We start from the raw sequence: 14687 nt of genomic DNA, 5'->3' as shown, positions 1-14687 counted from the left end.
CGACAGCGCCCCGGCTAGTCCCATGGTTTTCTATAGCTGCCCGGATGGCGGGCAGGGCAAAAAGCAGTCGACCATGAACGAAACACAGGCAGAACGGGCGCGGCAATTCCACGAGATGCATGCGGGCGATACGGTACTCGTGCTGCCCAATGCATGGGACGCGGCCAGTGCCCGCATCGTCGAAGAGGCCGGCGCAAAAGCCGTGGGAACCACCAGCGCCGGCATCGCCTGGTCGCACGGTTTTTCCGATGGAGAGCAATTGCCGGTGCACGATCTGATCGCCGCCTGCCGGCGGATCTGCCGGGTGACGTCGGTGCCCGTGACTGTCGACATCGAACGCGGATACGGGCCGACACCGGAAGACAGCGGCGAATTGGTCGACGCATTGCTTCAACTCGGCATCGTCGGCATAAACATCGAGGATGGAACGCTTCCCGGTACGTCGACATTGACGGATCCGTCCGTGCTGAGCGAACGGATCGCTCACATCAAGGCAGTGTCACAACGCAGGGACGTGCCGCTATTTATCAATGCACGCACCGATACGTACTGTGTCCCCAATACAGATCGCGCGGCACGTTTCAGGGAAACGCTTCGTCGCGCGCTCCTGTACGTCGAAGCCGGAGCGGACGGTATCTTCGTGCCGGGCCTGGCCGATCTTGAGGAGATAGAAAACCTCGCAAGACAGATACCGGTCCCTCTGAACATTTATGCAGGAGGTGCAGGCATACCCGCTGTCGCGGACCTGCAAAGAGCGGGAGTGCGTCGCGTGAGTCTCGGATGCGGCCCGCTGCAATCGGCGATGGCGCATACGCGAAGGATCGCGCGTGAGGCCATCGATCTGGGAACGTACGAAACGATGACCGCCGACATGCTGTCCGGCAGCGAAGCGAACGGATGGTTCCGCTAGTACTGGAGATGCACGCGAAGTCCGAGGAAACGCGCCGGCCCCCGATCGCGGTTGTATCCGGGGTTGTGAATCAGCTGGAAGTCGGCGGTGACGAATGCAAAGGACGTGATGGCAGCGTTGTAATAAGCCTCGAAGATTTGTTCCGTACCATAGTTCAACGCGCCGTCTCCCAGCGTGAAGCCCGAGCCACCCGCAGTCAGGTAGGCGCGATGTCCGGGTGACAGACCGTTGACCGCCCATGCGGCGCCAAGCCGATCGTCGACGCGATGCCAGTGCGCCCCCGAAAGCTGGGCGCCGACGCTCGCGCTCCGATCGGCTTCGGTGAAAACGAACGATTCGGTCTTGCCGTCGTTCCAGGCCGCGCGAGCAAACAATCCGGTATCGCCACGATCGGCCAGCGGGAGATCGGCTCCCATAGCGGCGCCGAACTTGTGGCGACCCTCCCGATCGTCGGCATGAATATCCGGGACCGTATGCGCAAGTCGCGCATCTCTCAAAGCGTCGTCATAGATTCCCATTCGAGCGCGATTCCGGTACAGCATCAGCCAGACGCTCGCGCTATCGGGATCGCGTTGCCAGGTGACTTGAGCGTTCTGACCGTTCGCCCGGTGGATCGGCCCTTCGAGTTTGTCGCCGTTCGCTTCGGTCGGCATCTGGTAGATGCCGTAACGCCACGTCCATGGCCCGGTGACGAAGGTAGCCACGCCACCGACGGTGTAGCCGCGCGTGTCCGCGGCAAAGTCCCATGCGGGACTATTGAACAGACTCCAGTTCATGAACTGAGTCCGGGTGGAGTTGGCGTACCGGCTTTGATCGAAATCGTCGTTGACGGCGATCAGGCCCAACTTGAAACTCAGCCGAGTGTCGAGATAAAAGGCGAGATGATCGGCGAGCGGAACGCCGAAATAGACGCCGAACGTATGCGAGCGCGCCTGATCCCCGCCGGGTTTCAGGCTGAGACCGCCGGAGTAGGGTGCGTGAAGACTGTTCTGCCATTGCTCGATGAAGGTGTACTGGGCACCGAGTAATTGCGGAACCAGATAGGACGTATCGTCGGCAACGGCACGGGAGGCGAAACACGCCAGGGACGCCATGAAGATGGCACGAACGAATACTGGCGGGACGCGACTATCCACCCTGCGTCGAAGGAGACGATGCGTCATCGGAACTTACTTTCCCCACGTCAGGAACATAACCGCCGCAGCGATGGCCATCACGACCGTAGCAATCCAGCCCCAGATCCTGAGCGATGTATTGAGCGTGTATTTGCCCATCGCTTTTCTGTTCATGCTCAGGAACATGATCATGACCATCATCGGCACCGCGGCCACGCCGTTGATGACGGCGCTCCAGTAGAGCGCCTTGATCGGATCGATGGGGGTAAAGTTCAGCGCTATACCGACCAGGCTGGCGACGATCAGAACGCCGTAGAACAACTTCGCGCGTTTGGGTTTGTGCTCCAGACCGCAGGGATATCCGAGGGCACCGGCTGCCGCGAAAGCGGTGGAACCCGCCAGTACGGGCACCGCCAGCAGCCCGGTACCGATGATGCCTGCCGCAAACAGCGCAAAGGCAAAGCGTCCGGCAATCGGGCGCAAAGCCTCGGCCGCTTCCGACGAGGACTGGATATCCGTTTTGCCATGCGCGTGCAGCACAACCGCGGCGGTGAGGATGATGAAGCCCGCGATGACGTTGGAGAAAATCATGCCGATTGAGGTATCCAACCGGATGCGGGCGAGTGCGCCCGGTCCTTGCCATGGCGCCCATTTCAAAGCTGTGCGATAGGATTCGCCCCTGATTTCCTCGACTTCCTGTGCGGCCTGCCAGATGAAGAGATAGGGACTGATCGTCGTGCCGAGTACCGCGACGATGGCGACGACATACCTGGCGTCGAACGTCGCCTTCGGGATCGCGATGCCTTTTATCACCTCGCCCCACGGTACGTGGATCACGAACACCGTGCCGACATACGCGAACAGGCTCAGGGTAAGCACCTTCAGCACGGGCGAGTAATGCGAAAAGGGCACGAAAATCTGCAGCAGCAGCGAGACGATGGCGAAGACCGCGGCATACAGAAGCGCCGGTCCGCCGATCAGCAGTTTCAATGCGGCGCCCATCGCGCCGATATCGGCCGCCAGATTGATGATGTTGGCCAGGACGACGGAGAAGATCAGCACGTAGACCAGCGTGTGCGGATAGTGCTTGCGCATGTTCGAGGCAATGTCTTGCCCGGAAGCTCGCCCGATCTGCGCGCTGATCGCCTGGATGGCGATCATAAGCGGCATCACCAGCAGCAGGCTCCAGATCGTGGCGTAACCATAGGCCGCGCCGACCTGGGAATACGTGGCGATGCCACTGGGATCGTCGTCGGCCGCACCGGTGATGAGGCCGGCGCTCAGCTTTTTCATTAACGACGATTTACCCTTACCGCTATCGAACGACCGCGAAGACTTTTCCTTTGCGTTTGAGCGCGTCATTGACGTCTCTTCCCCCAAGCATGAAAGCGACCGTTGGATTGCGCGTATCGCTCACCAGCGCCTCGGATTGTCCCGCGGGCAAGCTTCATCTCGATGACGTGAATGCGTTGTGTTGGACGAGCCGGGTACCCGCTGCGGCCCGGTCCCGTGCTATTTCGCGTCGGACTCCCCGGAGACATCGGTCCTGGCGTTGCCGGCGGAACAACGTGCGCTGGCGGATCGGAACGACACCACCGCGATGTCGTCGACCAGGCGAACGTCGTAAGCCTGTGTGCTGCGTATCACGGGCAGCGGGCAGGCTTTCGTCAGGACTCCGGATACCCGCTGCATGGCGGCATCGTCGGCACGGAAGCGCATATCGGCGATATCCGATACGTAATACATCAGAAAATAGGGGGTCAGAAACGTTTCGTCCCCATCGATGTAGGGCTGAACCAGCCACCGGACCAGAGGAAACTGTTCGATGACATGCGACGTTATCGGCGAATAACCCGCCGAGCCGTCGAGAAGATAAGTATGGATGCCGTGGCTTGTCCTGAAATCGGCCAGGTCGTCGGCAAGACGCGCGCCGATCCGGTCTTCGTAGTTCTTCTGTTCGCCGAGGGCATTGCCATAGGCGCTGGCAAACGAACACATGCCGAGGGCCAGCATGCAGGCGACCGCCAGAGCCCACTTGTCCGATCGTCGCCATTGCGCCATGGCCGCCTGCATGACGATCAGTCCGGCGACCAGTACCGCGCCCACGCCCATGAACACGCGCGGTTCGGTTTCCGGCCTCAATAGCAGCAGCATCGGACCGGGTACGCAGACAAGCACCGCCAGTGGCAGCAGAAAACTGGTAACGAGGAGGGTGGGGCCGACCCAGGCCGGATGCGTGGAGCGGACGCGGGCCATGTAGCGAAGGCCGATCGCCACGGGAAAGAACGCCAGCAAAACCAGAACCGGGCCGAAATACATCCACCATTGTTCGTTGAAGCATTTTGCAATGTACGTATAGAAATCGACGAAATTCGTTTTCAGTACGGGCAGATCCTGGAATCCGTGAATTTTTTCGCTTTTGATTTTTACCCAGCCGTTGATGTGGATCCCCACGATCAGCTGGTAAACGAGCATGCCTGCGCCTGCCTGCAACGCCCGCGACAGGAACTGTTTCAGCAACAGTCGCGGCGTCATTCCGTGAAGCTGGCTGACGACCAGGTCCAGCAGGACGAAGATCAGGTAGACATTGATGGCGGGCTGATAGAAGTTGAGACTGGCGAAAATCGCCAGCACGCCCCACCACCAGCCTCGGCGACGATTTTTAAGCGCGAGGATCGGCAGCAACGCGAAGTAGATCGCCAGCCCCATGCTCAGGGCATCGAACTTGTACGACAGGTTTTCCAGGAAGAATGGCTGCGCTCCCAACGGGAAGGCGACCAGCGCCGCCATCCACGGCGAACGGATAGCATATCTGCGCGCTATGAGCACCCCGACCCATGCAAGTACGGCGATAGCGGCGATCTGGGTCAGGGGCGATATATCGACCAGTGCACGGTCGTAGCTCTGCAGCAGCTTCATCAGCAGTGTAGTCAGCGGCCGACCGTTGGAATCCCAGCCGGTACGCCCGATCAGTGCCCGCTTCAGATCGTCGTTGAAGTACCGGTTCGCACGCAGGATCGGAATGATGATCAGGAAATACAGCGAAAGCAGGTAGAAAAAGACGCGGACATCGCTGTTCGGACGGTCGGCAGGAGCCTCGACGGGATGGCGGTGGGGTAGCGACTGACTCAAGGCGGAGCACCTGTTTTCTGGCGTTATTTATATAGCCCGGCAGCTTATCACCGCCTTGCGAGCTAGCAACGTTGTCACGCGAACCGCGGTGCGTTTCCTGCACATAACGTGTGACGCGAACGACGTTGTTCGCCTGCAAGCCCGGTCCTGGTCTTTAGGGTTCTTCACGGATTGTCGGGGACATCCTGACGGTCTCGTCGATCTTCGGTCGAGGGCAGCCGCTTCACGCTCGTGCGTCGGGGAGGCCGCGACCGGGTTGGCCCTTGGGGCCTTCGGCGCCGTCCCTGCGGGAGCGGGCCGTAGCGCCACTTCGCTCCGTCAGTGGGGTATCGCGGCCCTCGGCTAAGGCGGCCCCAAGGGCCAACCCGGCCACGGCACCGTCGGTTGCGGTTTGCTGTGGGGAGAGCGCGAGCCAAGCACGCGATGGGACGGGACCGGCATGCGGTCAGCTAGACCAATGCATCGACACGATGCTTTCCTCTAAGTGACCGCAGCGTTCGGACGAGCCGCCCGCCCGAAAAGGCGTGATGAACCTTCACTATGCCTGTGCGACGACCGATTGCCCGACGTGGCGCTCCCGGCGCCAGGTACGCAACCCGATCACCGCAAGAACGACAAACGCCGCGTACAGGATCGAGGTAATGAACAGGGACTTGTAGAGATACTCGCCGACGTAGACGACGTCGACCGCGATCCACAGCCACCACGCCGCGACATGGCGGCGCGCCTGCCACCATTGCGCGACCAGACTGAAAGCGGCCAGGGCCGCGTCGAGCCAGGGCAGGGAGGCATCGGTCCATCGATGCATGACGAAGCCGAGGAGGAGTGCCGCGAGGATGCCCACCGTCAAATGCATTGTCGCTTCCCGGCGCGACAGGGGCGCGATCCGCACGAGCCCGTTGTCGTCGAGGTTACGTAACCAGCGGTGCCAGCCGTAAACCAGCAGTAGCGCGAATACAATCTGCAGTGCCGCGTCGGAGTACAACTTCGAATCGGTGAAGATCCACGCGTACGCAAGGACCGATACCAGTCCGATCGGGTAGCACCACGGTCGCCGGCGAGCCGTGAGCCAGACGGCCCAGGCGCTGACGAGCGCCGCACCCGCCTCGTAGAGAGACATTTCAGAGGTCATAGGTAACCGACAACCGGGCGAGGCGAGGTGCGCCGGGGAACAGGTAGCGATCGCCGCCGGATGTCCCTGTGTCCCGCCAGTAGAATTGGTTGAAGACGTTGTCCACGTTCAGTCGCCACGTCAGAGCATGTCCGGCTATGTCCATGTCGTAGCGCAGCCCCGCGTCGAATACGTGATAGGCCGGAACACGCGCGAGACCATCCGCCGTCGCCGTATTCGCGCTGGCATAGCGCCAACCGCCAAGCAGGCTCAGCTGCGGGGCGAACGGCAGGCGATAGTTCGCATATACGGCCGTGCGCAGGCGGGGAACGTTGACGACCTGATGCCCCTCGAACGCGGGCGTGCCGGTGTCGTGCGCGCGCGCCTCGATCACGTTGACGCTGGCCGTCAGGCGAAGATTCGTACTGATCCTGCCGGCCGCATTCAACTCGATACCGGTATGTACTTCGTTACCGCGCTGCACGAAGGTGAATCCCGCGGCCGACGTGTCCGGCTGTGCGAACTGATACGACTGGGTAATGCGGTATACGGCGGCCTGAAGATCGAGCGCATCGCTCCATGTGTATTTGGCGCCGGCTTCGATCTGTCGCGAGAGCAGGGGCGGCAATGTCGTCCCGCCGTTGGACGTCCAGTACGGGGCGTCATTGCCGAGAGACAACCCCTTCGTATAGCTGACATAGGTGGTCAGCGGCGCGATCGGTTGCCAGATCAATGCGGCTTGCGGCAGGAATTTCTGGAAGCGGGTATCGCGTTGCGGTGCACCCGCGTCGTCGTAAGCACGTTCGTGAAGACGTACGAAGCGGCCGCCTGCCAGAATCTGCCACGCTTCGCCGAGGTGCACGCGATCGGTCGCGAACACGCTGCGCTGCCAGCTGTCGAGACGACGCGCGGATGGGCCGGGTTCGTTCGGCGATGGCGGAAAATAAGGTGGCTGCGCATCGGCGATGTTCGCGGTACCGACGTAGTCGTAAACATAGGGGCGATGATCCACCGTCCGATGGAAGGCGCTTATGCCCAGATTCAGTTCGTGACCGATTGCGCCGGTGTCGAACGAACCACTCAATACGCCGCGCAGTTCGTCGTTCTGTCGCGTATCGTCCGGGCTGCGGTAATCGTAGACATCGTAATCGCCGTTCGGGGCGAAGAAGTAACCGGGCGTAGCGCCCGTTGCGCACGACTCGGCGTAGAAGCAGCCATAGGCGAAGGCGACGTTGTCATCGATTTTCGTGCGACTGTGACCCGCCGAGATCTGCGCGTTCCACTGCTCGTTGAAACGGTAGTTCGCGCGAAGCGACGTATTGCTTGCCGCGATGCCGACGGGTTGCTGCCAGGGCTCGTAACCGAGCAAGCGCGTACGGGAGGCGTGCCGAGGAATGTCCGTGCCACCCAGTAACTGGTATCCCGATGCGGAGCGCTGGCCGCTGTGCTGGTAATCCGTGTCCAGCTCGATCGTCGTCTTCGATCCGATTTTCCAGTCGGCTGCCAGCGATACAAAGCTGCGGCGGCCATTCGCATGTTCGATGTACGAGTGCGTTTTCTCGTTTGCCGCGTTGACGCGCACGCCGAAGGTCGGGCTGAGCCACGCGCCCAGGTCCAGTGCTTCGTACGTCGACCCGTGCGAGTCGGTACCGGCGGTGACCGTGTGTACGGTCTCCGGCCGTTTGCTGACGTAGTTGATAAGGCCGCCGGGTGCGACGATGCCCGCTTCGATACCGCCAAGTCCCTTGAGCACTTCGACGCTCTGTTTGTCTTCGAGCGCGAGCGGTTGCTCGGCGGACATCATTGTTCCGTTGAAGCGGAAACCGGTCGCCAGATCCAGGGGGAAGCCGCGAATGGATACATCCTGGTAGTAGCCGATCGGCGCGTAGTTATCGCCGATCGCGGCATCGCTGCGGACCAGTTCGCTCAGGCTTCGCGGCTGCCGGTCGTCGATCTGATCGCGCGTCATGACCGTGATCGACGCGGGAACGTCGTGCAACGATACGCCGAACGAACCGAGCTGCGAATCGGTGGCGCGATAGCCATTGGCGACTTTCGCATTCACATCCACGGGAGCGAGCGTGGTGGTCTGTGGCGTAGCCGGCTCGTCGGTGGCATGCACGAGCGCCGTGGCAGACAGAAGAAGCAGGGTAGAGGTGGTGCGGAGATTGATCATGGTCGTCGTCGAGGTATACGGACGAAGCGACGGAGATCCGGTCACCGGGGGCGACCTGAATCTTTAAGCTCCCTACGCCGGTACTAACCGGATCAGGTTCTAAGGGACTATCTCAGCCCGGCAACGCCAGGCACCCCCGCTTCTAGAACGCGTATTGAACCACGAATCAGCCGGCCAGCGCGCGGACGGCCTGCAGCAGAGCCTGCCCCGGCGGTGTGTGGAACCAGGCGATATGGCCGAGGAGGAACGCCGTATAGGCCACGTCCGCGTCGGAAGAAGACGCGGTAATACCATGAAAATACTCGACTTCGGAGAGCGCGAAGTCGACGTGGACGATCGGCAGGATATCCGCGAGCAAGTGGATATCGCCGGCGTCCAGAGGCCGACGCCGGCGATAGCCTTCGATCAAGGCAAGAGCGATATCGATGTGCGCCGCATCGGGCTGTTCGAGCTGTAGCCATGCAATGGCATTGCGTTCGATGGCTGTCGCCAGATCGAACAGGGCGAAGGTTTCGGCCGCCAGCCCGAAGTCCAGTACAGCGGCGACAGACGCATCGCCCCGGTCGCCGCTCCAGAAGAGGTTCGAAACATGCCAGTCGCCATGCGTCCACAGTCGCGGTTCCCGTGCGATACGTGGCTGGGCACGACCATGCCATGGCGCCAGCGCACGTCGCAGGTCCGCGATCCAGTCGCGCTCATTCAGACAGGCGGCCAGACCCGGGCGATCGGGAAGCTGTGCCTGCAACGCGGCGATGGGATCGGGAGCCGCGATGAGGTCGCAGCGGGCGACAAGAATATGCGTATTGCGTTGCGGAGCAACATAATCCGTTGCGGCATCGTGCATGGCGGCCAGCATCCGGCCGGCAGTGAATGCATGGCCAACATTAGCCAGTGGCGACCATGAAAATACGTCCCTGTAGAGATCGATGCCGGTAGCGGCTTCATGCACTTCGTAAACCCAGACGTCGATAGCGACGACCGAGTTTCCATTGCGATCGCACATGACGCGAGGCACCGGAATACCCCTCGCTCGCTGATGCGCGATGAAGCGATGTTCTTCGCTCAGCGTGGCAACGGTCCGGACGCGGCGATGATGCCGCTTGACGAAGAGTGTCGCCGTTTCGGTGCGCACCAGACATGCCGCCGATAACGGGCGAGGGCTGTGCCACTCGATACCGTGGATCGCGCCAGACACGGCATAACCCCGAAGCAGGTCGTCGACTTCGCTGCGGGTTATGGGCGGCCAATCGGGAGCGACATGGTCGCCGGCGACGCCGTGAATGCGATGGGTGATGTCGCTCATGGCTGTTACGCGAAGCCTTCCATGTCGTTCTGCATGTCGTTTTGCGAAAGGGCGGGAAGTCTATCACCCGCGCGCGCGAACCCATGCGCTACGTCTCACTTCGTTCGGCAAAGATTGCTTGACAGTGGAAGCCGCGCGGGCTTACTTTTTATTTGTATGACAAATACTCTTCGTCGAGATGCCCGGGGGATATCGACGAACGCCCGCTCGTGTGCGTTTCATATCTGAAGGAAGAATTCTTCGATGGAAGACTGTGTATTTGCGCCTCACGATTCGAACATCCCGGCCCATCATGTACGCGACGGCCGCCCCTCCCTGCATCGAGTCATCCGTTCCCTCTTTCCACGTAGCGTTCTGGCCTGTGGATTGCTCGGGCTTGCGTCGATGGCAAGCGCGCAGGTGAATGGCATTGCCCAGAAGCCGTATCTCGGCTGGAGCAGCTTCAGCCAGCAGACGATCGATTCCGAATTCTTCACCCAGGCCAGCATGGTCGCGCAGTCCGATGCGTTGCTTTCCTCGGGACTGCAGGCGCATGGCTACAACTACATCAACATGGATTCGGGCTGGCAGGGCAGCTTCGACGTAAACGGCCGTCCCACGCCGGATACGGTGAAATTTCCCGACCTCAAGGGACTGATCGATCATATCCATCGCAACGGACAGAAGGCCGGCATTTACTGGATTCCGGGCGTGGAAGAGCCCGCTGTTCTTGCCAACTCGCCGATCCTCGGGACGCCGTATCGCATCCAGGACATCCTGACGGTGCCGTACACCGCCGGCAACGCGTTCGGTGGATCGGGTACATCGCCCTATCACTACAAAATCGACTTCACCAAGCCGGGCGCGCAGGAATACATCGACTCCGTCGTGGCGTTGTTCGCGTCATGGGGCGTCGATTTCATCAAGCTCGACGGCGTGACGCCGGGTTCGTACAACGACGACCTCCGTATCGACAATCGATCCGACGTCGAAGCATGGTCCAAAGCGATCGCGAAAAGCGGGCGTCCCATCTGGTTGACGGTTTCGTGGGCGGTAGGTCAGGACTATCTGGGCACCTGGCAACAGTTCTCCAATGCGCGCCGGATCGACGACGACGTCGAATGCGAAAGTCGCTGCGCCACGCTTTCCAACTGGCCGCGCATCTACAAGCGATTCAGGGATCTGCCCGCATGGCAGAACGCCGCTGGCCCCACGCTTGGCTGGAACGACCTGGATTCGCTCGATATCGGAGACGGCGATCTGGACGGTCTCACGAAGGACGAGAAGCGATCCGCGATGACGCTGTGGGCGATAGCGAATGCGCCGCTGTACCTGGGCGGCGATCTGACGAAGATCGACGATTTCGGCAAGAAGCTGGCGACGAACGATGAGGTCATCGCAGTCAATCAGTCCGGCAAGCCCGCCAAACAGGTACTCGGCGGCGATATGCAGGTATGGGTTACCGATCTGGGTGACGGCGGCTACAACGTCGCGCTGTTCAACATGAACGCGACGCCGACCGTGGCCAGGCTGCCGTGGAACGTGCTCGGACTCGCAGGCGTGCGGCAAGTACGCGACCTGTGGGCACATGCCGATCTCGGCCCATCGTGGGGCGAGTTTTCGACCCGGCTGGAAGGTCACGGCGTGCGCTTGCTGAAAGTCCGGTCATCTGTCGATCGTGTGCCTCCCGTGCCTTCCACAAGCTATGAAGCCGAATCCGCATCGCTGGCCGGCGGCGCTGTCGTTTCCGGTTGCGACGGCTGCTCGGGTGGAAAGAAAGTAGGCGGTCTGGGCCTTGGCTCCGGCAACACGGTGATATTCAACAACGTCTATGCGCGTCGTTCCGGCGTGTATCTGATGCGGGTCGATTCGCTGACGCTCGGGTTGCGCTCCTACCTGTTCAAAGTCGGCAACGGTCCGTTCCAGACCTTCAACTCCGGCGGCAGCAGCTTCCTTCTGCCGTCCTCAAGCACGGTTCCGATTTGCTTGCAGGCGGGTTACAACAGCATCCAGTTCGGCAATCCCACCAGCTATCCGCCCGATCTCGACCGCATCGTTGTCAGCGGCAACGGCGATGCCGTCCTGCCGACCGGGACGACCTACGAGGCGGAAGCTGCCACGCTGGGCGGTGCCGTGACGGCGGGCTTCAGCAACTATGCATCCGGTCTTTCCAAAGCCGGAAACATCGGCGGTGGCGCGGTGAATACGGTGACCTTCTCCAACATCACCGTCCCCACCGCTGGCACGTATCAGCTTGAAATCGACTATCAGACGAACGGCGTACGCACGTTGTTCGTGTCGGTCAATGGCGGCAAATCCCAGCCGCTGGATCTGAACGGCAGTTCGTTCGACGACCCTGCGACAACGATCGTACGCGTCCAGCTGAAGGCCGGAACGAACACGATCCAGATGGGCAATCCCAGCGGCAACGCACCGGATCTCGATCGTATCGTTGTCGCGCCATGGGTCGATTCGAGCGGATCGTTCGGCGGCACGACGCAGACATGTGGTCGGCTATGAAGAAAGAAAACGAAGGACAGACACCGCCCGACGATTTGCCGCAAGCGCTGGCCGCAAGGCGGCGCTTCCTGAAAATGACCGGCACCCTGACGGCCTTGCTTCCGGTACTTGGCCTGCCGACGTTCACGGCGTGCGCGGCGGTTCAACGTCCCACTGGCCCTTCGCCGCTGCTTGCGGGGCGCAAGTTCGGGCTCTGGTACGACACGCCCGCCGTCGAAGCCGATGTACTTCGCGAAGGGCTACCCATTGGCAATGGCCGTCTCGGGGCTTTGGTCGGCGGCGATCCCATGCGGGATTTCCTTTACCTGACCGATGGCTCGATGTGGCTGGGCGGGCGGAACGCTTCGCTGGATGGCAACGGGCAGTTCGGCTATGCGACGTCGGATTTCGGCAGTCTGGTCATGCTGGCCAAGCTGTATCTTTCGGTGGATGGACACGAGTTTTCCAGCCTGACCGATTACCGTCGCGAACTGGACCTGAGCAACGGCTATGTCCGCGTCTCGTACAAAAAAGACGGCGTCGCCTATGTGCGTGAAATCTTCGCCAGTCATCCGGACGATATCGTCGTTGTCCATCTGTCGCAGAGCGGTGGCGGCGTATACAACGGGGCGATCGATCTGCAAGGAACGCATAATGAAACCACGCATGGCGAGGCGGGCAAGCCTTCCAGCTACTTCGCCGGCACGCTGGACAACGGATTGAAGTACGCTGCGACCGTGAAAGCAGCGGGTTCGTCGGGCAAGGTCGCGTCCAGCGGATCGACACTCCGGTTCGACGGATGCAAGAGCCTGACCGTGGTCTTCTGCGGAGGCACAAACTACACGCCGAATCATGCGACAGGCTATATGGATCCAGCGCTGGACCCTCTTGCGCTCGCGAAGCGCAAGGTCGATGCGGCGCTGAAGCTCTCGTCGCAGGTGCTCCTGCACACGCATGTAGCCGATCATCGCTGCCTTTTCGATGCGATGAGCGTCGATCTCGGCGCGTCGAGCAACGAACAGCGCGGCATGGATAGCTGGACACGTCTTCAGGCGCGTGCCGAAGCCGGCGCGGCGGCCGATCCGGAACTGGAAGCGACCTATCTGCAATTCGGCCGCTACCTCACCATCGCCGGATCGCGCGACAAACTGCCGACCGGTTTGCAAGGGTTGTGGCTGAGCGACAACGCGCCGCCATGGATGGCCGACTACCACACCGACATCAACATACAGATGAACTACTGGTTGCCGGACAGGGCAGGCCTGTCGTCGTGCTTCGATGCACTGGCGACGTACTGCCTCGATCAGTTCGATTCGTGGACGGCACTCACGCAGCAATTCTTCAACGATCCAAGCAATGGCTTCCGCAATAGCTCGGGCAAGCTTGCCGGCTGGACCCTGGCTATTTCCACCAACATCTATGGCGGCAACGGCTGGTGGTGGCATCCGGCGGGGAGCGCCTGGCTGTGCAACAGCCTGTACCAGCATTATCAGTACGTACCGGATCGCGACTATCTGACGCGCATTTATCCGTTGCTGAAAGGGGCCTGTCAGTTCTGGGAGGCGCGCCTGTTGACCGTAAACGTGACCGATCCCGCGACCGGGCTCAAACGCGATGTATTGATCGACGACTCGGACTGGTCGCCGGAGCAGGGGCCGACGAATGCCAAAGGCATCACCTATGCGCAGGAGCTGGTCTGGGATCTGTTCGAAAACTACCGGCAGGCAAGTCGCCTGCTGCGACGCGATGCCGATTATGCCGTGACGATCGGTCGATTGCAGGCTCGGCTATATCTGCCCCAGATCAGCAGCGAAACCGGCTGGCTCGAAGAATGGATGACACCGGACAATCTTGGCGAGACGACGCATCGCCATCTGTCGCCGCTTATCGGCTTCTTTCCGGGCGATCGCATCAGTACGGACACGAGTCCGCCGGCGCTGATCGACGGTGTGACCCGACTGCTGGAAGCCCGTGGCATGACCGGCTACGGTTGGGGCTGCGCCTGGCGCGCGATCTGCTGGGCACGGCTGAAGAACGCGGACAACGCCTATCAGCTGCTGCTCACCAATCTGCTGCCGTCGAAGAACCACGGCAACGGTACCTCGCAGAACTTCTTCGATTTCTACAAACTGGACGAGAACTCCGATGCCTTCCAGATAGATGCCAACTTCGGTACTCCCACGGCGATGCTGGAAATGCTGCTGTACTCGCGGCCCGGTTCGATCGAGCTGCTCCCTGCGCTTCCGAAGGCATGGGCTGCCAGTGGAAGCGCCAGCGGCATCGGCGCGCGCGGTGGATTCAAGGTGGACCTGCGTTGGCGCGACGGTAAAGTCACCGCCGTTACCTTGCATAGTGTCGGCGGCACGCAAACCACACTGAAGTACGGCGCGCAGTCGAAGAAGATTTCATTGCAAGCCGGCGAATCCATCACTATCGGGCCGGAGATCGGTTAAGCAAACCAG

Annotated in this window: 9 protein-coding genes and 1 riboswitch; of the genes, 3 read left to right on the top strand and 6 right to left on the bottom strand. The window is 61.2% G+C overall.

Translation table 11 applies throughout. From position 1 onward, the window contains the following. The first annotated feature begins 73 nt into the window (after nucleotides 1-73). A complete protein-coding gene (locus AC3IR3_RS10955; RefSeq protein ID WP_489192044.1) occupies nucleotides 74-910 on the top strand; it encodes an isocitrate lyase/PEP mutase family protein in 837 nt (278 codons plus the stop codon). On the opposite strand, the gene AC3IR3_RS10950 is transcribed toward AC3IR3_RS10955, so the two are convergent. From AC3IR3_RS10950 to AC3IR3_RS10925, 6 genes are all read right to left on the bottom strand, one after another. After that, complete coding sequence (locus AC3IR3_RS10950) at nucleotides 907-2073, bottom strand: carbohydrate porin (protein ID WP_489192043.1); 1167 nt, start codon at nucleotides 2071-2073, stop codon at nucleotides 907-909. The genes AC3IR3_RS10955 and AC3IR3_RS10950 overlap by 4 nt on opposite strands. Before the next feature lie 6 nt (nucleotides 2074-2079). Further along, on the bottom strand, nucleotides 2080-3318 hold the full coding sequence (locus AC3IR3_RS10945; RefSeq protein WP_489192041.1) for an NRAMP family divalent metal transporter: 1239 nt from the start codon (nucleotides 3316-3318) through the stop codon (nucleotides 2080-2082). Nucleotides 3319-3537: 219 nt separating this feature from the next. Then, entirely contained in the window at nucleotides 3538-5157 is a 1620-nt protein-coding gene (locus AC3IR3_RS10940; protein ID WP_489192039.1) for a glucosyltransferase domain-containing protein, read from the bottom strand. 538 nt (nucleotides 5158-5695) lie between these two features. Further along, nucleotides 5696-6277, bottom strand: a complete 582-nt coding sequence (gene pnuC / locus AC3IR3_RS10935) for a nicotinamide riboside transporter PnuC (protein WP_489196913.1) — start codon at nucleotides 6275-6277, stop codon at nucleotides 5696-5698. Between the two features lies 1 nt (nucleotide 6278). Next, complete coding sequence (locus tag AC3IR3_RS10930) at nucleotides 6279-8444, bottom strand: TonB-dependent siderophore receptor (RefSeq protein ID WP_489192037.1); 2166 nt, start codon at nucleotides 8442-8444, stop codon at nucleotides 6279-6281. A gap of 52 nt (nucleotides 8445-8496) precedes the next feature. Next, a riboswitch (TPP riboswitch) is annotated at nucleotides 8497-8592 on the bottom strand. Between the two features lie 18 nt (nucleotides 8593-8610). Further along, nucleotides 8611-9747, bottom strand: coding sequence for a phosphotransferase enzyme family protein (locus AC3IR3_RS10925; RefSeq protein WP_489192035.1), 1137 nt, complete (start codon nucleotides 9745-9747; stop codon nucleotides 8611-8613). A gap of 243 nt (nucleotides 9748-9990) precedes the next feature. On the opposite strand from AC3IR3_RS10925, the gene AC3IR3_RS10920 reads away from it, so the two are divergent. Further along, nucleotides 9991-12246 (top strand): alpha-galactosidase D, encoded by a 2256-nt coding sequence (locus AC3IR3_RS10920; RefSeq protein WP_489192033.1) that lies wholly within the window; start codon nucleotides 9991-9993, stop codon nucleotides 12244-12246. Further along, nucleotides 12243-14678 (top strand): glycosyl hydrolase family 95 catalytic domain-containing protein, encoded by a 2436-nt coding sequence (locus AC3IR3_RS10915; protein WP_489192031.1) that lies wholly within the window; start codon nucleotides 12243-12245, stop codon nucleotides 14676-14678. The genes AC3IR3_RS10920 and AC3IR3_RS10915 overlap by 4 nt, the downstream gene beginning before the upstream one ends. Nucleotides 14679-14687: the final 9 nt, after the last annotated feature.

This window comes from Luteibacter sp. GL_149, assembly GCF_057834065.1.
The sequence above is the reverse complement of the archived record's forward strand: the minus strand, read 5'-3'. Positions and strand labels throughout refer to the sequence as shown.